Annotated in this window: 15 protein-coding genes; 10 read left to right on the plus strand and 5 right to left on the minus strand. The window is 64.0% G+C overall.

The annotated features are described in order from the left end of the window. Together MAE01_RS15515 and MAE01_RS15520 are read right to left on the minus strand one after the other, a co-directional pair. Window positions 1–697: chaplin family protein (locus MAE01_RS15515; protein ID WP_147040956.1), on the minus strand; the 697-nt coding region annotated here is incomplete at its 3' end. A gap of 93 nt (window positions 698–790) precedes the next feature. Then, on the minus strand, window positions 791–1,819 hold the full coding sequence (locus tag MAE01_RS15520; protein ID WP_147040958.1) for a hypothetical protein: 1,029 nt from the start codon (window positions 1,817–1,819) through the stop codon (window positions 791–793). A 553-nt stretch (window positions 1,820–2,372) separates the two neighbouring features. Here MAE01_RS15520 and dnaB point away from each other — a divergent pair. Beyond that, a complete protein-coding gene (gene dnaB / locus MAE01_RS15525) occupies window positions 2,373–3,746 on the plus strand; it encodes a replicative DNA helicase (RefSeq protein ID WP_147040960.1) in 1,374 nt (457 codons plus the stop codon). A 115-nt stretch (window positions 3,747–3,861) separates the two neighbouring features. On the opposite strand, the gene MAE01_RS15530 is transcribed toward dnaB, so the two are convergent. Then, a protein-coding gene (locus tag MAE01_RS15530; RefSeq protein ID WP_147040962.1) for an IS3 family transposase occupies window positions 3,862–5,114 on the minus strand; the annotation gives its coding sequence in 2 pieces (ribosomal slippage) (window positions 3,862–4,832 and window positions 4,832–5,114; 1,254 coding nt in all). A gap of 66 nt (window positions 5,115–5,180) precedes the next feature. On the opposite strand from MAE01_RS15530, the gene MAE01_RS15535 reads away from it, so the two are divergent. The 6 genes from MAE01_RS15535 (at window position 5,181) to MAE01_RS15560 (ending at window position 15,437) form a co-directional block, all read left to right on the plus strand. After that, window positions 5,181–5,966: a Mu transposase C-terminal domain-containing protein gene (locus MAE01_RS15535; protein WP_147040964.1), complete on the plus strand. Its 786-nt coding sequence runs from the start codon at window positions 5,181–5,183 to the stop codon at window positions 5,964–5,966. Continuing rightward, window positions 5,963–7,096: an AAA family ATPase gene (locus tag MAE01_RS15540; RefSeq protein ID WP_147040966.1), complete on the plus strand. Its 1,134-nt coding sequence runs from the start codon at window positions 5,963–5,965 to the stop codon at window positions 7,094–7,096. The genes MAE01_RS15535 and MAE01_RS15540 overlap by 4 nt, the downstream gene beginning before the upstream one ends. Next, window positions 7,093–9,090, plus strand: a complete 1,998-nt coding sequence (locus MAE01_RS15545; protein WP_147040968.1) for a TniQ family protein — start codon at window positions 7,093–7,095, stop codon at window positions 9,088–9,090. Before MAE01_RS15540 ends, MAE01_RS15545 begins: the two co-directional genes overlap by 4 nt. A 103-nt stretch (window positions 9,091–9,193) precedes the next feature. Further along, on the plus strand, window positions 9,194–11,143 hold the full coding sequence (locus tag MAE01_RS15550; RefSeq protein WP_147040970.1) for a type I restriction-modification system subunit M: 1,950 nt from the start codon (window positions 9,194–9,196) through the stop codon (window positions 11,141–11,143). Then, window positions 11,140–12,342, plus strand: a complete 1,203-nt coding sequence (locus tag MAE01_RS15555) for a restriction endonuclease subunit S (RefSeq protein ID WP_147040972.1) — start codon at window positions 11,140–11,142, stop codon at window positions 12,340–12,342. The genes MAE01_RS15550 and MAE01_RS15555 overlap by 4 nt, the downstream gene beginning before the upstream one ends. After that, on the plus strand, window positions 12,339–15,437 hold the full coding sequence (locus tag MAE01_RS15560) for a type I restriction endonuclease subunit R (protein ID WP_147040974.1): 3,099 nt from the start codon (window positions 12,339–12,341) through the stop codon (window positions 15,435–15,437). The genes MAE01_RS15555 and MAE01_RS15560 overlap by 4 nt, the downstream gene beginning before the upstream one ends. A 119-nt stretch (window positions 15,438–15,556) precedes the next feature. Here the strand turns inward: MAE01_RS15560 and MAE01_RS15565 are convergent, their stop codons facing one another. Beyond that, window positions 15,557–16,750, minus strand: coding sequence for a hypothetical protein (locus MAE01_RS15565; protein ID WP_147040976.1), 1,194 nt, complete (start codon window positions 16,748–16,750; stop codon window positions 15,557–15,559). A gap of 645 nt (window positions 16,751–17,395) precedes the next feature. Here MAE01_RS15565 and MAE01_RS15570 point away from each other — a divergent pair. Beyond that, window positions 17,396–18,184: a hypothetical protein gene (locus MAE01_RS15570; RefSeq protein ID WP_147040978.1), complete on the plus strand. Its 789-nt coding sequence runs from the start codon at window positions 17,396–17,398 to the stop codon at window positions 18,182–18,184. A 96-nt stretch (window positions 18,185–18,280) separates the two neighbouring features. Next, window positions 18,281–19,150 carry a hypothetical protein gene (locus MAE01_RS15575; protein ID WP_147040980.1) on the plus strand — a complete coding sequence of 290 codons (870 nt, stop codon included), beginning with the start codon at window positions 18,281–18,283 and terminating at the stop codon, window positions 19,148–19,150. 177 nt (window positions 19,151–19,327) lie between these two features. Here MAE01_RS15575 and MAE01_RS15580 read toward each other — a convergent pair whose 3' ends face one another. Then, a complete protein-coding gene (locus MAE01_RS15580; RefSeq protein ID WP_229718112.1) occupies window positions 19,328–19,984 on the minus strand; it encodes a histidine phosphatase family protein in 657 nt (218 codons plus the stop codon). 132 nt (window positions 19,985–20,116) lie between these two features. Between MAE01_RS15580 and MAE01_RS16220 the strand changes: the two genes are divergently transcribed. Then, window positions 20,117–20,279, plus strand: a 163-nt coding sequence (locus MAE01_RS16220) for a dihydrofolate reductase family protein (RefSeq protein WP_186806270.1), incomplete at its 3' end; no start/stop codon positions are given.

Here is a 20,279-nt window from a genome sequence, read left to right on the forward strand (position 1 = left end):
GACCGATGGCGTTGCCGTCGATCGTCACCGGTGCAGCGATCGGTGCCACCACCTGGGATCCGCTGGCGATGCCGTCGGCTCCGTCCGTGTTCGGCGCCGGCGCCGAGGAAGGCGTCGAAGCGGCAGGCGCCGCCTCGTCTGCCGCCACGGCCGTCTCCGCGCTCGAATCAAGCGCTGAGACGGCGTTGCCGGTCACGGTGATCGGTACGTTCACGTCCAGCAGCGCCTGCGTGCCGCTGAGCAGCGAGTCGGCGCCCGAAGTCGTGACAGCGGGCGTCGGGGCCGGCGCTGCCGGTTCGCCGGACACCGGAGCGTCGGCGGGCGCGGCGACATCGGACTCGCCGAGGACGCTCACGCTCGTATCCTGAACGGTCACCGGAATGTCGACCGTGATCACGGCCTGCGTTCCGGATGCCGCCCCGTCTGCACCGTCCGTCTCCGCAGCGGGTGCGGGGTCGGGGGCCGGTGCCGTCTCCACGGGGGCGGATGCCGGAACATCCGTGCTCGACGATCCGAGCAACGAGATCGCGTTTCCGGAGAGATCGACGGGCACCGAGACGGGAGCGACCGCCTGGGTTCCGGAGAGGATGCCGTCCTCTCCGTCGGTTTCTGCCGCGTTGGCGGCGGTTGCGCCGAGCAGGGTGATCCCGCCGGCGATCGCGACGCCCCATAGGGCGCGCTTCGCGAAGGTTCGCATGATTGAGCTCCTGACTGAGATTGGGTCGGCTGAACGCGCGCGGAATGAGCGCGCTCGAACGTCTGTCATCCGCGAGGGATGACCGGACCCGAGTCAGTCAGGAGAAACGTCGGCCTCAGAGACCGGAGAACACGGGAGGGCGTCGTCGGTCGCGCCGAGCGTGTGCTTCCAGGCGCGAAGTGAATCGGCGGCGGCGTCGCCGAGGCGAGCGGCCTCACCCATCTGGACGCCACCGTGGCCGGCGGAGGACGAAGGTGCAGGAGAACCCGGGGGTGCGTGTGCCGCTCTCACGGGATCGGCGGGTTCACCGCCGGTGCCCACCTCGGCGACCGCGCCGGTCGGGGCTGCGGCCATGGCGGCGAGGGGGTGCATGCTCGTGTCAGCTGCGCTGAACGCAGTCGCATTGAACGTGGCCGTCGCGGGCACGACGGAGGATGCGGGCGACGGAGCGGGTGCGAACTCGTCTCGTACGGGCGCGCTGGGCACCGACACATCCGGAGCATCGGGAACGACTTGGTCGACCGTGTCGAGCAGAGGAGGAGCGGCATCCGCCACCGTGCGCCCGAGCGAGCCGGTCGTGGCATCGACGGCGCGTGAGATGTCAGTGACGGCATCCGCGACGGACAGGTCGTCGAGCACGTCGCCGACGATGCCGATTTTGGAGACTGTGTCGAGCAGCGGATCGGTGACCTGTGAGACGGGAGATTCCTGCGGCAGCTGGGTCACCGGAGCGGCGACCTCTGTGGCGGTCTCGGCCACCTTCTCGGTGACGGGGGCGAGCACGGGCGGAACCACATCGCGGACGACCGGGACAGCCTCAACCGTCTGAGACACGGTCTGCGTCACCGGGGCAACGGCGGCGGGGACGGTTTCGGTGACGACTGGGGCGACGTGCTCAACTACGGGTACGACGGTCTCGGTCACAACATCCGAGACGAGTTCGGTGCCGGTGCCGACTGTCGAACCCACGAGAGAGGTGAGGCCGTTCAGCGGACCGTCGGTTTCCTCGTCCGCTTGCGCGGTGCCGGTGGAAGTCATCAAGGTGACGGCGGCCCAGGCGAGCACGGCGAACGCGCCCCACGCGATGCCGGTCGAGATCCGGCGAGATGCGGTGTTGCTCACGTTCACCTCCCCCCGAGGGAAACGCCATCTGACGCAAGGTGCGTCGCCGCCGACCATACCTGTGGGGGATGACAGTTGTCCAGAGCGAAGGCGTTTCGCGACGCCTCGATCGCCCTCCATGACGACTCCTATCGCGGCGGAAAGCCATGGACGCGCCCGAGAAAATCAAGTCTTGACTTCTCCCCAGGTTGTACACATGCGACAGCGGTGACGAAAACCTTCAATCAGTGATTTAAGCAGCTTGTCATCCACAGCCTGAGGAAAGTCGAAAACCCAGTTCAGCGTCTATAAACTTAGCCATCCGGATTCGGTACCACAGGGTTATCCACATCCGTTCTACACAGACACTCCGAAGTTCTCCGCACATTCTCCACATAGTTACCCACAGGCTGTGTTGCATGGGGAAAACTCCACTCATAGCGTGGACGAGCGACCAGATGTCGGTGGTGCGTGGTTCGCTCGAAGTGACCGCGAAACACTCCGCTGTCGCCACGCGGGGGAGCACAGCATCCCATTGCCGCACCACCCTGTCAGTCGCACCGAAGGGAGCACAGTGTCGATCGCCGACATCTCGGAGGAGCGCCTCGGGGGCCAGCGCAAGCCGGAGCGTACTCCGCCCCACGACCTCCTCGCAGAGCAGAGCGCCCTGGGCGGCATGCTGCTTTCGAAGGACGCCGTCGCCGACGTGATCGAGACGCTCAAGGGCGCCGACTTCTACATCCCCAAGCACGAGCTCATCTTCGAGGCAATCCTCTCGCTGTACTCGCACGGTGAGCCGACCGATGTCGTGGCCGTCACCGACGAGCTCATCAAGACCGGTGAGCTCGGGCGCGCCGGCGGTGCGGACTACCTGCACACCCTCACCTCGATCGTGCCGACCGCCGCGAACGCCGGTTACTACGCCGGCATCGTCGCTGAGCGGTCGATCCTGCGTCGCCTCGTCGACGCCGGGACGCGCATCGTGCAGCTCGGGTACGACGGTCAGGGCGACGCGACGGATCTCGTCAACAACGCCCAGGCCGAGATCTACGCCGTCACGGGCACCGAAACGGCCGAAGACTATGTCCCGCTGACGATCGCCGTGGATGCTGCGCTCGAGGAGATCGAGGCCGCCAGCGGTCGCGACGGCTCGATGACCGGCGTTCCGACCGGCTTCAAGGAGCTCGACGAGCTCACCAACGGCCTGCACGGCGGGCAGATGATCGTCGTCGCAGCGAGGCCCGCAATGGGTAAATCAACGCTGGCTCTGGATTTTGCCCGTGCCGCGGCGATCGGACACAACCAGCCGGCGATCTTCTTCTCGCTCGAGATGGGCAAGAGCGAGATCGCGATGCGTCTGCTCAGCGCCGAAGGGGCGATCCCACTGCAGCACATGCGCAAGGGAACGCTCGACCCGCGCGACTGGACGACCGTCGCGTCGACCCGCGGCCGCATCAACGACGCCCCGCTGTACATCGACGACAGCCCGAACATGACGCTGGTGGAGATCCGCGCCAAGTGCCGTCGCCTGAAGCAGCGCTCGGGGCTGAGGATGGTCGTGATCGACTACCTGCAGCTGATGACCAGCGGCAAGCGCGTCGAGTCGCGCCAGCAGGAGGTCTCGGAGTTCTCGCGTGCGCTGAAGCTGCTGGCGAAGGAGCTGCAGGTTCCGGTCATCGCGCTGTCGCAGCTGAACCGTGGTTCCGAGGCCCGCCAGGACAAGAAGCCGCAGATCAGCGACCTCCGCGAGTCGGGATCGATCGAGCAGGATGCCGACATGGTGATCCTGCTGCACCGCGACTCCGTCTACGACAAGGACGTGCGCCCCGGCGAGGCCGACCTGATCGTCGCCAAGCACCGTAACGGTCCGACCGCGACGCTCCAGGTCGCGTTCCAGGGCCACTACTCGCGATTCACCGACATGGCGCCGGGCGGCGACTTCAACTGAGTGTAGGTTCCGCCTGAACTTGGCAAAGTCCACCGCTACTTGGCAGTCACATGGCAGTACTGCCAAGTTGTTTAGTTGACTCGCCCCGGCATGTCCGGAGAGCTGTTTGCTGGTGTCAGCCGGCTCTTTCAACCGGTTCGTTGCGAGCGTAGTCGAGTTGCTCGACCTCGAGGGGTGTGAGGTCGTCGATGGAGCCGTGGGTGCGTTCGGTGTTGAACCAGAGCACCCAGGACGCGGTCGCCGCCTCGACCTGATCGACGTCACGCCAGGGACCCTCGTGGTGGATGAGTTCGGACTTGTAGGGCCCGATCTGCGACTCCGCGAGAGAGTTGTCGTAGGCGTCGCCGACGGATCCGACGGACGGGTCGATGCCTTCGTCGACGAGCCGGTCGGTGAAGGCGATTGACGTGTAGACGCTGCCCGCGTCGGTGTGGTGCGTGAGCCCCTCGAACCCGGTGACGCCTTCGCGGCGGCGGGTGAAGAGAGCCATGTCGAGGCAGTCGAGCACGAGCGGTGTGGTCATGCTCGTCGCGGCGCGCCAGCCGATGATGCGGCGGGAGTGCGCGTCGAAGACGAACGCGACGTAGACCCATCCAGACCACGTCCACACGTATGTGAAGTCGGCGACCCAGAGCTGGTTCGTGCGGAACCGGGCGAAGTGTCGGTCGACGAGGTCCGCGGGGCGGGTTTCGCGCGGATCCGTGTCGACGGGGCGTTTCCGCTTCCCGCGGAGCACGCCGGCGATCCCAAGCTCACGCATGAGGCGCTCGACCGTGCAGCGGGCGATGTCGTGACCGTCACGGCGGAGCCGCAGCCAGAGCTTTCGGGCGCCGAGCACCTTGCGGTGCGCCTGCCACGCGGCGAGGATGATCGGCTTCCACCGCTCATCCGACACGGCCTGTGGTGATGGTCCGCGCCCGCGGGCGTCGTAGTAGGTCGATGGGGCGATCTTCACGCCGTGCTGGGTGAGCACGGCGCAGATCGACTCGACACCCCATCGGAGCCCGCCCTCGGTGCGGTCCTTGCGTTCGTCGATGAAGGCGACTATCGCTTGTGTGGCCGGTCGAGTTCGGCCGCGAAGAAAGCTGAAGCCGCCTTCAAGATCTCGTTCGCCCGCCGCAGCTCGGCGTTCTCCCGCTTCAGGCGCTTGATCTCCATCTGCGCGTCGGTCGTCACACCGGGCCGGTCTCCCGCATCGACCTGCTCCCGACGGATCCAGGTGCGAATCGTTTCCGGCGACCCGATGCCGAGCATCTGCGCGACCGCGGTCATCGCCTGATACTCGCTCGGATAATCGGCCCGCACCTCGACGACCATACGGACAGCGCGCTCACGAAGCTCGCGCGGATACTTACTGGGACGTCCCATAAGACAGATCCTTCCAAGGAATCCTGTCTCCGGACACACCGGGGCGAGTCAGAGGCCGTCTACACCTTGCCTCAGCTCGAACAGATCATCAGGGAGTGGGTCGCCACCGTGTATCACGTGCGTCCGCACGCCGCACTCGCGGACCCGGGGATGTTCGGCGTGAAGATGAGTCCCGCAGAGCGCTACTCGCAGGGGCTGGCCGTGACGGGCGAACTTCGGATTCCGCGGAATCGAAACTATCTCCTCGAGCTGCTACCCGTGGCGAAGCGGCAGTTCAATCACTACGGCGTCGAGCTCAACGGCATCCGCTATCGCGGGGAGATCGTCGCGAAGTACCGGAATCGCACCCGCGGCAGCGATGGCGATGCGCTCTGGCCCTTTTCGTACGACCCGGATGACGTGCGTCGGATCTACTTCCGTGATCCCGAGGACGGCACCTGGCATGCGTTGCGCTGGCACCTGAAAGGGGCACAGTCGGTGCCGTTCAGTTCCGAGGCGCTCGAGCATGCAAAGCGTCTCGCCCTCGAGATCGCGGACGGCAAGAGACCTGACGTCGATGCGGCCGCCGCGAAACTGCTGGCCGACTGGGGTGCCGGCCGAGATCTCACACCGACCGAGCGGCGAGTGAGCGCACGTCTGGCCTCGCAACTGGCAGAGAACCATCGAGGAGATGAGGGCGCATGGTCGTTGCGGACGGTTCAGCGGATGCTCGGCAGCGCGGTCGGCGAGTGGCCAGACGACGAACCAGAAGCCCCCGCGCCAGCGATACCGCAGGGTGGAGACGATGACGACGATGACGATCTCTTCGCCGCCTTCGTGTTCGGTGACGATGAGCTCATGGAGATGATGTGACCAGCGCGCAACCGCTCCGAGGCAGCTTCTCGACGTACGAGAGTTGGAGCCATTTCACCGAGCGGGAAGCTCGGACGATTCCGGAACGACTCACGACGCCGCAGGTCGTTGGCCTGAGCGATAGCGCTCGAGTCGACTACGACCGACGTCGTCGGGAATGGCACGCCAATATCGTCTTGCGGTCCGAACAGGTCGACCGTCTCCACCAGGATCTGTTGGACATCGTGGACAGCAACCAACAGGACTCGGACCGAGTCAAGAGTGCCGCGGCGATAGACGCACCTCCGACTATGGGTAAGACGACCGCGCTGCGCATGTTCGGGCGCGACTTTCACCGTCGGCGAGTCGCGGAAGCGGGCGAGTACCTCGACCCGGATACGCAGACGACGAAGCACATTCCCGTGTGCCACGTCACACTGGCCGGCAAGCCGACGATCAAGGCGTTGCATCAGATGCTCTTAGGGTTCTATGCCCACCCAAGTGTTCGGAGTGAGCTCCGGCAGTCGTTGACCCTGTCACGTGATCTCGCCCGTGCTGCGGCCGACTGCATCGCTAGGCACGATACGCGGCTCGTCATCATCGATGACCTGCACTTCCTCAACATGAGGACCAATGACAGCGTCCATGTTGCGAACCAACTGAAGTGGCTCGCCAACGAATACGACGCCGCTTTCGTCTTCGCTGGAGTTGCGTTACGAGAGAGTGGACTTCTCAAGGAGGGGCGCTCGGGGGAGGATGCTGCGCTCGCGCAGACATTCCGCCGCTGGACGGTACTCGGCATGAACATCTTTTCGCTGCAGACCCAGACCGATAAGCGCGAGTGGGCGAGGTTGATGGGCTCCTTGGACAAAGCGGTTGTGCTCAGCAACGGTCACGATCGGATGATCCAGGATTTGGCGACGTACATCTTCGTCCGCACAGGCGGCAACATCGGTTCGCTCATGGATTTGATCCGCCGCGGAACGACCAGGGCGATCCGCACCGGTGATGAGAAGCTCGATCGCGCGCTGCTCGACACCATCCGGCTGGATGAGGGTGCCGAGTCCGGGCGTGCCGACCGTGAGAAGAAGTTCGATCGAAAGTTGAAGCGTGAACTGGACGACGGATCAACGGAAGAAGCTGCGCGATGACGGCGGAATTGCGTCGACTCCCGTTCGTCGTACGACCGCTCCCTGACGAGCCGTTCGGGTCGTGGTTCGAGACGATGGCGGCAACGCTGCGGACGACGTGCGGAGATCTCGCCCGCGCGCTCGGTCTGCGTGTGCTGGCGCAGGGCCCGTTGGGAAGCACGTCGTGGTCCGTGCAGCTTGATGACCAGCAACTGGCCAACCTGGAACGGACCACAGGGTTGACAAGCGAGGTCTTGCGCGCCACTACTCGCGAAGGCTTTGCGGCCAACGCCGTCCAGTTCGACCGGCGTGGGGCCATCTCGCTCTTCAGCCCGATCAGCGGGGCATCCGGGCGATACTGCCCAGACTGCTTGCGCGACTCGAACGGTCGTTGGCGACTCACGTGGCAGTTTCCGTTCGGGTTCGCGTGTGTGCGCCATCATCGGCTCCTCAACGACGTGTGCGCGGCATGCCGAAAGCCTCCCCACCGAACCGCACTTCCGCACCGTCTCGTGCCGATGCCAGGCGCGTGCCGCAACCCGATAGGGCGCCTCGACAACGGACGGGTGAGACCCTGCGGCGCTGATCTTCGTGATGATCACTCTGATGCGATGGATGCCGGCGCTGACGTGCTCGATGCGCAGCGACTCATCATGCGCGCACTGTCGAAGCCGCGCACTGCTGACGGAATTTGGTCCTCGGGCCCGCAGCCAGCAAGCCGTGTGCTCGGCGATCTTGTTCTCCTCGCGGGCTTCGCTCGTCGCGACCTGGAGGAACGGGGTCCAGACGAAAGTCGGACATCATCGGGCGGCGCCGGTGCGATTCATCGCGCGTCCGCTTATGCCGTCGCATGTCGGGCGGTGCATGACACTGCCCTGCTCAATGAACTGTTCCGCGACAACGTCAACGTCAACACCTCTTACGACGGACTATCGCCGCAGATGCAGACCTTGATCGCATCTACCCGAGGTACGAAACGTCGAGCCACGTTCGTCCTTCAGACGGCTTTCGATGGCGGCGACGCGGCGGCTCGCGCAGCCAAGATTCCCGCGCTTCTCTGGCCGGAGTGGACCGCTCACCTTGCACCTCGACGCGTTGACCGCACCATTGCGGCGGCGGCACTGTCCGCAGCGATCGTGTTGGCGGGAAGCAGGCTCACCCACGCTGCGAGCCTGGGCTTGATCGATAGGGAAGCGCCGAGCCGCCGAGTGACCAACGTGATGCGTTCGCTCGGCAGGAGCGGTGCCGAAACCGAAACCCTGCCCACGATCCTGCAGCTTGCTCAGTTCCTGGATGCGGTCGATACGCCCATCGATTATTCCCGACGACGCTCGCTCGACTACACGGAGCTGCTGCAGCCAGAGGAGTGGGAGAGGATCGCCATCGCGCATAACGTCCATTCCGGCTTCCCACGCAGAGCAGTACTCGCTCGCGCACACGTGCACCGTTTGCTGAGCGGTGATCGAGTTCAACGCCTTTCGCCGCTGGACGGCGCGCCGGAACTCGTCACCGACTCGGAACTCCACGGATTCACACGGAACGCGCCCTCCCGGGTGCTTTCCGCCCTTGAAGAAGTCGCGGCGTTGTATCTGGACGGCCTCGGCATAGAAGAGCCGGTCACGTGGCATCCCACCCCGAGCGCGCTTGGCTTAGCACCGTTCGAACCCGATCGAGCAGGTGCCCGCAAGTGGGTCGCGCGGCGCCCGGTGCGCGGGGCGAGCGGCGGCCCCAAGCACGTCGCGATCTCCGCGGCATACGACGAGGGCCTTTCGATCCGTGCCACCGCGGTCAAGCTCGGTCTCTCGCGTCAAACGGTCGCTCGGACTCGAGACGCGCACGGTATCCCCTCGAGACCGGGTCGCCAGCCGCGATTCCACGTAGACATCGAGTGGCTACGCGAACAGTACGAGACGGAACGACGGACCGCGGTGAGCATTGCTCGCGAGCTCGGCTGCAGTCCGACGACGATCCGCAGGCATCTCCGCGCGGCGGGACTGACGCACGGGGCGACGTAACTAGCGACGTCGCTCGGGCGGCACATCACGATTCGCGTTCCGTGCGCCAGGATAGGGAGACGAGGCCCGACCGGTCTCGTTGAGCTGTCAGGAGTCCCCGCCGTTGGTCAATCACGTCAACTTCATCTGGAACATCGCGGAGTCACTGCGCGGCCCGTTCAAGCCCGCGGAGTATGGATCGGTTGTCCTTCCGTTCACGGTTCTCCGGCGACTGGATGCCGTGCTCGCGGAGACCAAGCCGGAGGTGCTGAACGTTGCTAAGGCGACGGAGTCGATGCCCGACATGCTGCGGCATCTCCGACTGACGGAGGCCGCCGGGCACCAGTTCTACAACACCAGCCCGTTCGACTTCGCGAAGCTCGTCGCCGACCCACAGGATCTTCGCGCGAACCTGTCGGCGTATCTCGCGGGGTTCTCGGAGAATGTGCGCGACATCTTCGAGCGCTTCGAGTTCGACAAGACGCTGAACAAGCTGGCCGAGAAGAACAAGCTCTACGCCGTGACAGAGAAGTTCGCACAGGCCGACTTCCACCCGAACGTCGTCAGCAACATCGATATGGGGCTGATCTTCGAGGAGCTCATCCGGTGGGCGAACGAGCGCTCGAACGAGACCGCGGGCGACCACTACACACCGCGCGAGGTCATCGCGCTGATGGTGCAGCTGATTTTCGCGCTCGACGATGACGCGCTCTCGAAGCCGGGCGTCGTCCGCTCCATCTACGACCCGACCGCCGGCACCGGCGGCATGCTTTCCGTCGCCGACGAGTACCTGCGCCGGATGAACCCCGGCATCCAACTGAGCCTCTATGGGCAGGACTACAACGACGCCTCCTACGCGATCTGTAAAGCCGACATGGTCATCAAGGGCCAGGACGTCGACAACATCGCCCTCGGCGACACCCTCACCCAAGACGCCTTCGACGATAAGAAGTTCGACTACGGGCTCTCGAACCCGCCGTTCGGTGTCGATTGGAAGGACCAGCGCGCGTACGTCGACGAGGAGCACGCGCGGCTCGGCTTCAACGGCCGCTTCGGCCCGGGTACTCCCGCGGTCAGCGACGGCGCGATGCTGTTCCTCCTGCACCTCGTCTCCAAGATGCGCAAGAAGGAAGACGGCGGATCGCGCGTCGCGATCGTCCTCAACGGATCGCCGCTGTTCTCTGGCGGAGCGGGCGGAGGTGAATCGAACATCCGCAAGTGGCTGCTCGACAACGACCTCATCGAGGCGATCATCGGCCTGCCCAAGGACATGTTCTACAACACCGGCATCTCCACGTACATCTGGGTGCTCAGCAACCGCAAGACCGAGGAGCGCAAGGGCCGTGTGCAGCTCATCGACGGACGCGAGATGTTCACCAAGCTCCGCAAGGGGCTCGGCTCGAAGCGCAACGAGCTGTCGCCGAAGAACATCGAAACGATCGTCGGCTTGTACGCCGGATTTGAGGATGCCGAGCACTCGATGCTCTTCCGCAACGAAGAGTTCCTCTACCGCACGATCACGGTCGAGCGTCCGCTCAAGCTCAACTGGCAGGCGACCCCGGAGCGTATCGAGGCGGTGTTCGAGGCGAAAGCGGTGCAGAAACTGAGCGAGGCGGATGCCGCTGCGTTGCGTCGCGTACTTGAGTCTCTGGGCGACGACGCGGTCTGGAAGAACCGGGCCGTGTTCCACAAGTCGCTGAAGGATGCCGCGCGGGCCGAGGGGTTCTCGATCACCGGGCCGCTGCTGAAGACCGTCACGACCGAGCTGGGCGAGCAGGATGACACCGCCGACGAGTGCCGGGATGCCAAGGGAAACCCGGAGCCGGACTCTTCGCAGCGGGACACCGAGAATGTGCCGTGGGACGAGGAGATCAACGACTACCTGACCCGCGAAGTGCTGCCCTACGCACCCGACGCTTGGATTGACCGTGCCAAGACAAAGGAGGGCGCGGAGATCCCCTTTACCCGCCATTTCTACCAGTACGTGCAGCCACGCCCGCTCGAGGAGATCGACCGCGACCTCGAGGCCGTCATGGATGAGCTGCGCGCCATGCTCGTGGAGGTCGAACGGTGAGCGAGGTTGCTTTCGGCCGGACCGTGAGGTTGGTCACTGAGCGGTCGACGAGTCGGCGCGGCTTTCGAATCGGGCTTGAGGCGGTTGAGAAGGGAACGGGTCGGCTGAATTTCGACCCAGAAGTGCAATATGAGGGCGATGGCATCGCGTTCCGGCGCGGAGACGTACTATTCGGCAAACTACGCCCGAGCTTGCGGAAGGCCTGGCTTGCGGACACCGACGGGGACGCTGTGGGTGACTTCCATGTCTATCGTCCGATCCGTGAGCTGATGACGAGTCGGTACCTCGCCTACGTGGTTCTATCGGCGCCATTCCTCGATCCGGTGATCGCTTCTGTGTACGGGGCGAAGATGCCGAGAGCGGATTGGACTCAGGTGCGGAACACCAAGGTCTGGGTCCCCGGAGTTACCGAGCAGCGCGCGATCGCGGACTATCTGGATCGGGAGACGGCGCAGATCGACGCGTTCATCGCGAAGAACGAGGAGCTCATCGCCCTCCTCACCGAGCGCCGCGCTGCCATCGTTGCCTACCTGATCACGGGCAAGGGGGCCGTCGGCTCCGCCGAACGCATTGACAGTGGTGTGGATTGGATCGGCACGATTCCTTCGCATTGGGAGGTGCGACCGCTCCGCTGGTCTGCGCGCATCAGGACTGGCACCACGCCTTCGGGCGATTCCGTTTTCGCAGATGAGCCGGGTCAGCCGTGGATTCGTCCGGACGACCTAGATGTGTCTGGGGGGCCGAGTATTGCTTCGAGATGGCTTACGGAGAACGGTGCTGCCCAAGGAAAGCCTGCTGCTGCAGGGTCAACGCTGCTTTGCACGATCGGCGCCACCCTGGGGAAGGCCGGCCGAGTGACTCGCGCTGTCTACTTCAATCAGCAGATCACGGCATTAAAGTGGGCCCTCAACGATGAGTTCCTCTTCTGGGCGTTTGCAGCGGCGCGCGCAGCCGTTGTGCGTCTCTCCGTTGGCAATACCCTTCCGATTCTGAACAACGAGAAGCTCGCCGGACTTCGCATTCCCGTGCCGCCGCTTGAGGAGCAGTCCCTAGTCGTCGGGCGCATCAAGGAGCAGACCGCGCGACTTGACGCAGCGATCGATACGGCTCGACGCGGCGTGGTACTGGCTCGTGAGCGTCGCGCTGCGCTGATCTCGGCCGCGGTGACGGGCAAGATCGACTTGGGGGTGGTTGTATGACGGGCATCGCAGGGGCACATTTGGAGTCCGTGCTGGAGAACGAGATCGCGGAGCACCTGGCCGCGAACGGCTGGCTGTACTCACCGACTGGTGCCGGATATGATCGCGAACTAGCGCTGTTCCCGGACGATGTTCTTGGCTGGCTCGCGGAGTCTCAGCCGATCGAGTTCGCGAAGGTCGTGCGCCCGGACGACTCCGAGGCGCAGCGCGAAGCGGCATCCCAGAGCATCCTCACTCGCCTCGCGAAATCTCTCGACAACGATCCGATGAAGAACGGCGGCACGATCCGCATCCTTCACGAGGGGTTCTCGATGGTGCCGCTGCACGGTGGCGCGGTGAAGTTCCGTATGGCGCAGTTCCGGCCGGCGACCTCGAACAACCCCGAAACCCTTGCCGACTACGCGAAGATGCGCGTGCGGGTGATGCGCCAGGTGCGTTACTCGGCGAAGCATCCGAACAAGGCGCTCGACCTGGTGTTGTTTGTCAACGGCATCCCGGTGGCGACGGTCGAGCTGAAGACGGACTTCACTCAGCCGATCAACAACGCGGTCGCGCAGTACCGGTTTGACCGCAACCCGGCGGGTGAGCCGCTGTTCGCGTTCGCGAAGCGCTCGCTCGTGCACTTCGTCGTGTCGAACAACGAGGTGCGGATGACGACGAAGCTCGCAGGATCAGGTACTCGCTTCCTTCCGTTCAATCAGGGTTACGACCAGGGCGCGGGCAACCCGCCGAACCCCGCGGGCTCGGCATCGTCCTACTTCTGGGAAGAGCTGCTGCAGCGGGATGCCTGGCTGCAGGTGCTCGGTTCGTTCGTGCACCTGCAGGTCGAGGTCGACGTCGATCCCGACACGGGCAAGAAAACGCGTACCGAGAAGATCCTGTTCCCGCGCTACCACCAGTGGCGAGCAGTCAACAGGCTTGTCGAAGCCTCACGTGCGGAGGGCGCGGGTAACCGCTACCTCGTGCAGCACTCCGCCGGGTCGGGGAAGACGAACTCCATCGCGTGGCTCGCCCACCGCCTGTCGCAACTGCACGACGAGCAGAACGAGAAGGTCTTCGACACAGTCGTGGTCGTGACCGATCGGACGGTGCTCGACAAGCAGCTACAGGACGCGATTGGCCAGTTCGAGAAGCACGCGGGCGTGGTGCAGTCGATCACACGCGAGAGTGGCGAGTCGAAGTCGACCGAACTCGCGTCCGCGCTCTCTGGCGGCAAGCAGATCGTCATCGTGACGATCCAGACGTTCGAAGCGCTGATCACGACGATTCAGTCCAAGCCCGAGCTTCAGGGCCGCCGCTTCGCGGTCATCGCGGACGAGGCGCATTCATCGCAGACCGGCTCGACGGCGGGCGCGCTCACGAAGGTGCTTTCGCCGCAGGAGCAGGCGGCGGTGGCTGAGGGTGCTCCGATCGACTCGGAGGCGTACCTGCAGTGGGCGATGGAGGTTACTGCGAACGCATCGAACATCTCGTACTTCGCGTTCACCGCGACGCCGAAGGCCAAGACGCTGGAGCTGTTCGGCCGGACCCCTGAAGGTGCAGATGCTCCGGAGCCGTTCGACCTGTACTCGATGCAGCAGGCGATCGAAGAGGGCTTCATCCTCGACGTGCTGCAGAACTACACGCCCTACAAGGTCGCGTGGCAGTTGCAGCATCCGGGAGCGGACTACGACGGTCCCGGCGAGGTTGACGAGTCGACGGCGGTGAAGGCGCTCGTGCAATATGTGCGGTTGCATCCGACGAACATCAGCCAGAAGGCGAAGATCGTCGTCGACCACTTCCGGGCATTCGCGCAGCCACTCTTGGACGGCAAGGCGAAGGCGATGGTTGTCACCGGGTCCCGCAAGGAGGCTGTGCGCTGGAAGAAGTACCTCGACACGTACCTCTCCGACTCGCGCATCCAGGGAGTGAAGGCGCTCGTCGCATTCTCCGGCACAGTCGAAGACCCTGAGGATGCCGGCGAGGGACTGACGGAGAAGACCCAGAACCCGGGCCTGTGGACGTCGGATCTGGCCGCGGCTTTCAAGCCGTCGACGTACAACGTGATGATCGTTGCGGAGAAGTTCCAGACCGGCTTCGATCAGCCGCGCCTGGTGGCGATGTACGTGGATCGCAAGCTCGGCGGCGTGCAGGCCGTGCAGACGCTCTCGAGGCTCAATCGCACGTACCCGGGCAAGGACAAGACGTTCGTGCTGGACTTCGTGAACGAGCCCCTCGAGATCTTGGATGCGTTCAAGGACTACTACCGCAAGGCGACGCTGACGGCGACGACCGACCCGAACCTCATCTACGACCTGGTCACGAAGCTCGACGGTGCCGGCATCTATACGATGGCCGAGGTCGAGCAGGCGTTCGATGCGGCCCTCGCGGGTGGGGTAAATGCGAACAGCGCAGTCAGTGCTGCGACCGCCCCTGCGGTGGATCGGTTCGCGAAGAGGTGGTTCAACGCGGTCACCGACGGGGACGCTGCTGAGCAGGACGAGCTCAAGCTGTTCAAGAGCGACGCTGGCCAGTACGTGAAGTTCTACGACTTCATCTCGCAGGCGCGGAACCTCGAGGACACTGACCTGCCTCGGCGGCACTATTTCCTGCGCCGCGTTCTTCCGCAATTGTCGACGGCGACCTATGAAGAGCCGGTCGACATCTCGAAGGTGCAGCTGACGGAGTACAGCATCGCGCCCGGGGAATCCGTGAAGCTCAACCTGGAGCAGGGGCCAGGACTCGATCCGATTACCGCTATCGGTTCGGGTGCGATTCACGAGAAACACCGCAGCGCCCTCGAGGAGATCATCGGCAAGCTCAACGAACGCTTCGGCGACAAGTACGGTATTGGCGCCGTTGACCTCACTGTCAACCACATCATGGGCAAGCTCGCCGTCGACTACGACCTCGCCCGACAGGCCGAGGTGAACACTCCGCAGCAGTTCGCGGAGTCACCCGCGCTGCCGAAGTCGTTCGCGAAGGCTGTCATCGAGGTCCGGGACGAGACACCGCTGCTTGTCGACGACATGCTCAGCGACAGCGGCCTGTTCGCAGAACTGAGCAAGGCACTGCCCGCGATGTTGTACGAGTTCTTGAAGGACAAGCAGGCGTGAACGCGATTAGACCTTGGCACGCAGAACCGACAGACGGCGCCCAATCCCGCTCATCTGCGGCGGCGGCTCCGAATGGCGTGCGGGGCCGAGTAACTGGAGCGATCCGTTGTTGACGGAAGCTACGGGTCGATGTCGATGAAGCCCACGAGATCAAGGCTGTGTTCCCGGACCAAGATGACGGTATCAACGTAGCGCCGGGAATTGGGGAAGGTGCGTGCTTGCACGACCAACTCGTCCGCAAGTTCGGTCACGCCGGAGTCTCCAAGAACGTGGACGCCTCCGACGTGCTCCACTAGAAATCCTGAGCGCAACGCTTGAGTCGACAGTGCGTGAGCGAAGGGGTTGGGCATGGTTTGCCCAACGTCAATTTTGCGATACGGGTCCACGCGAAGCGCACGGTCGCGTCTCGCGAGCATGTTCAACACGCGCACTTCATGGCCGATCAGGAGGAGGAGCCGGTAGTTGGCGTTGCCGAGCACCTCAAAGCCCTCGCCTGCCCGGACCTCGTCAACGGTTAGGTGGTTTCCGATGACCTCGCGGAGAGATTGATCCAGTGACGCTGGTTCATCGAAATCGGTGACTATCGTTTCCGTGAAACCGTTCGCGCGACGTTCGATCTGGGTCGTCGCGCGGATGAAGTCCGGGACGGGCGATTCTCCGTAGTTGACCAGGTGAACAGAGGATCTTGTGACGCTCCGCGAGTACGGTGCCAGAGTTTCGAGTACCCTGTCGCGCACGGAATCGACCCACTGGTCTCCATCACCGAAGCCGACCTCGCGCGTAACAAGCCCAACCTCGCCTAGAGATGCCGCGAACTGGCCGTTGCCCGCAACGATTGCCGTCGCGGGTGCCGTGTGGACCTGTAAGAGTGGGGACTGCGTATCGAAACGCGAATCGAACTGTGTCTCGAATACGCCGGCGTCACTTGTCGTGAACAGGCGGTTTCCGTATGCCACCGTGTCAGTCATGTTGCCGGGAATGGGTTCGATGGATGCCTGCTGGAAGGTCGAGGCGTCTATCGAGACAACCGTCTCTGGACCGATAGCAAGTGGTTCGAGGAACCGCTCCCGTACCGCGGTGATCGCGAATAGATCTTGAAACTCGCGTGAGGACTTCCGCTCGCTACGGAACACGAGGTGGTCCGCCAGCACGGCATGGTGGTGATCCTGTGCGCGAGCGACTTGAGCCCGGAGCGAGTCGATGGGGACGTAGTACAACGATCCTTGGCGGTCCCACACGAGCAGATTTTCACGGTAGAGCCAGGCATCCTCCCAATGGCCTGGCACTCGGACGGTGAAGCGTCGAACGTCCATCACAAAGCCTGCTTCCGCAGCTTCTTGGCGAGGGCGTGGGACACCAAGCCGCTGGCTTCCCAGCTCGCGATGACGGCGGCCGGGGCTGTCTTCGTTGATCCAGGGCTCCGTCGGCCTACGGGGTGGCCGTGCCAATCGGTGGATCCTGACTGTGGTGGCAGGAAACGGGCGAGAACTTCTCCGCGGGTGCCGAAAGGTTGTGTGAGATCGGAGGCAACGGCCCACACCTGCGAGGGTGCCGCGACTTTCGTCGGCTCGCGTCGTTCGGTGTCGCAGAAGACATGACATTCGCTCTCGTCAGAGATCGCCCAGATCGACTTAGTTCTGAACATTCCGCGATCGCGGTGATGAGGATGGCTGAAGTAGCCCCTGCCGTTGCACGTCGTAAAGCGCGAGCCAGGCGGGTTGCTGTGGCGGACGTGGGTCATATGAGTTCGATACCTCTGCTGGCAGCATCCCGCGTACGTGATGAATGACTGAAGAGTAGCAGGCACGCCGCTGGCGGACGGAGCGCGCGGCGTTCGAACCAAGATTGGTCTTGGGGTGTCAGCTGGCTCGAGAGGTCTGGTAGCTCGGACTAGACGGGGGCATCGCACCGCCCGCATCGAGGATCGCTTTACGGTGCAGACGGGATAATCTCTGGACATGACTGACGGAGACAGAACGGTACCGCCGTCGAGCTCCACTCGCGGACCAGAAGAGATACGCGGGCACATCGAGTACCTCTGTGACCTGTGGGCAACGAACCTTTACAACGACGTCGAGTTCCGAGAAGGTCTGGACGAACATGCCGCGGTGGCCATTCATACTCACGCGCATCATGCTGCCAGGCTTGCCTCCGCACTCCTGGAGCTCGATGGCAGGGTCGCGGGGATCGCACTCATGCCAACCGTGCGACTGATCTTTGAGTGCGGCATCACGTGCGCGTGGCTTCTCACGACTCCTGATGCTGGACGCACCTTACTTCGAGACGGTGCCAAAATGCGGAAGATTGCAATCGAGGATCTGGTGAGGCAGGGCGGGGAGGCCGGGCCTGGCAAAGCGCAAGCGGAGCGCGCTTTCGATGTGTTGCAGCACGAACTCGAGGGAACGCCAGTCGCGACGATGCAAGGACGCTGCCTTTCATTGAAGGACGGTGATCACTTGCACACGCTCTACCGGGCGCTCTCGAACGAGTCGCATGCTGGACTTGGCATCACTGATCTTTATGTCATCGAGGATGAACGGTCGGCGATCGGGATGTCTTTCGAGCCGGACCCCGTCGACTCTTCACGCGATAGCGGGCTTGCGATCGCGGCCGGTCTTCTCTTCCTGGCGATCAACGCCGACACCCAGGCGAGAAAGGAGCCCTCCTGGCTCCCCAAGCTTGAGCAGGTTGCTCGAGGGCTGGGAGTTCCGCTAGAGATCGTTCGCGCAGATGGATCGACGGCTTGAGGTGACGCCTCGTCTAACTCTGTCGAGGGTGCCGAGCCTCGTCGTAGGTGACACCAAGCATCGGTGTCGCATATTCAAGGCAGAAAGGAGCGTCACGTGATCGCATGGCCAGCCCTCGTAACCGCCGCTGAGACAGGTCAAGCCGCAGCAGCGGCAGGCTCGTTCGCGTGGTGGGATTTCTGGCCCGTCTTGGTCGCCGTCCTAGCACTTGCGTGGGGGATTCGTGAGTGGGTCTACGGCGGAAGCCTGTTGAAGGTCCAGTTCGAGCTCGGCTACACCGATGGACTCCAGCTCGTGCGCGCCAATCCCAATGACTTTGTAGATCCGAGCGCTGTGGGACTCCACTTCGGCAGAAGGATCACGAATCCAGCTATCGATGTTGCTGTGATCACCGTGGTAAACAGGGGTCGCACAGCTGCCACCGTGCTGCGACCGGGGCTTTACTTCACGATGCGAGGCATTGCGCCAGTGTTCGTCGGCGGGTTGCCACTGCGCGACCTCGGTGAAGGGTCGGAGCGCGTTCGAGTGGAAGCACATGATGCCTGCACGTTCGTCGTGCCCCTCGGCGCACTTGTACGCGTGGCGAACGCAGATGTTGAGTTTCAGAAATCCCTTGAGATGCGGCACGCGGTGTACGCCCGGGCGCAAGTCACGTCAGGAACTGGACGTATAAAGCGATCGTCGAGGCTTATCCGCCATGGATGGCGGATGGTCAGCAATCGTTGGAAAGTGGTCGTTCCGCTTCGAGGAAAGGCGCCCCGAATCGAGGAGGCGCTGGTTGATCGCTACCTCATAGGCGGATCTGGGCTCTACGACCAGTTCGTAGACGTTGGTGCCATAGTCGGGCTCATCCGCTTAGGGAAGTCCGACGCCGACATTCTCGAGTGGGCGCAGCAACGGTCGAGAGATCTCCTGAACACGGGGATGATCGCCGGCCGTGCTCGTGTGCTGCTCGCTCAAGAGTGAGCCAAGCTGGGCCGCTCGACGGCGCGTGGCGTTGCATCGAACTCGCAGTTGTAGGAATCCGTTATGTTGCGTGGAATCCTGGTACCGAGGCCGCCGCCAACTACCGCGGATTCCGGAGCATCGAATGCAATCTCGAGCGGGAACCTACATGAGCGCGTAGGGCTCCCGGCGCTGCACTCACGACTTCGGCGGCTCCATCGGCAGGCGCGGGCCATGGTTCCAGGCCAGGATCGCCGGGTGCTCGCGGTCGTACCCGAGCACCGAGACGCAGCCGGCGCCGAACGTGATCGCCGCCCCGAACCGCGGCGCCTGTCGCAGGAACACCGCGGCGAGGATGCGCAGGTAGTGACCGTGCGCGACGAGGGCGACATCGCCGTCGGCCATCGCGGGAAGCACCCGAGTGAGCACGCGCGATGCTCGCGCCGCGACCTCCTCGACCGTCTCGCCGGGAGTCTCGCCCCGGATCACGCCGTGCGTGAAGGCCGACCAGTTGTAGCCGAGCTCGGCGCGGATCTCCTTCGTCGTGCGGCCCTCATATCCGCCGTAGTCCCACTCGACCAGCAGCGGATCGATCTCGGCATCCAATCCGGCGAGCTCGGCGGTGCGCCGGGACCGCTGAAGCGGCGAACTGAGCACCAGCCGGAAGTCGTAGTCGCTCACCAGCTCGCCGGCGGAGCGGGCCAGCTCCTCGCCGTGTGCGGTGAGCGGGATGTCGGTCAGACCTGTATGCCGTCCGTCGCGCGACCACTCGGTCTCGCCGTGCCGCAGCAGCACGAGCTTGCCCTGCGGGTTGTCCGGAGCGGGCCGGTCGGGCAGCGGGTCGGTGGCATCCACAGGCCAACCGTACCGACTCGGTGACCGCAATCGTGGCATCCGACGGACGGGTTACGCCGCGGCATCCGCCGGCGTAGGATCGCCGCGAAAGTCGGCCGCGATCCGGTCGTCCATCCGCTCACGGAGGTTCCGATGCAGAGATTGACTATCGACTTCATCATCTCGCTCGATGGTTACGGCGCGGCCGAGGGGTGGCCCGGCTGGTGGGGACTCGAAGGCCCCGAGTACCTCGGCTGGCTCGAAGGACTGCCCGAGCAGGACCACCCGATCCTGATGGGCGCGAACACGTACCGGC

The organism is Microbacterium aerolatum (assembly GCF_007988825.1).
Classification (GTDB): domain Bacteria; phylum Actinomycetota; class Actinomycetes; order Actinomycetales; family Microbacteriaceae; genus Microbacterium; species Microbacterium aerolatum.

Excerpts from the sequence above, each read along its gene's own strand:
- MAE01_RS15545 (WP_147040968.1), top strand. The coding sequence starts at position 7,093 with ATGACGGCGGAATTGCGTCGACTCCCGTTCGTCGTACGACCGCTCCCT.
- MAE01_RS15570 (WP_147040978.1), top strand. The coding sequence starts at position 17,396 with ATGACTGACGGAGACAGAACGGTACCGCCGTCGAGCTCCACTCGCGGA.
- MAE01_RS15565 (WP_147040976.1), bottom strand. The coding sequence starts at position 16,750 with ATGGACGTTCGACGCTTCACCGTCCGAGTGCCAGGCCATTGGGAGGAT.
- MAE01_RS15560 (WP_147040974.1), top strand. The coding sequence starts at position 12,339 with ATGACGGGCATCGCAGGGGCACATTTGGAGTCCGTGCTGGAGAACGAG.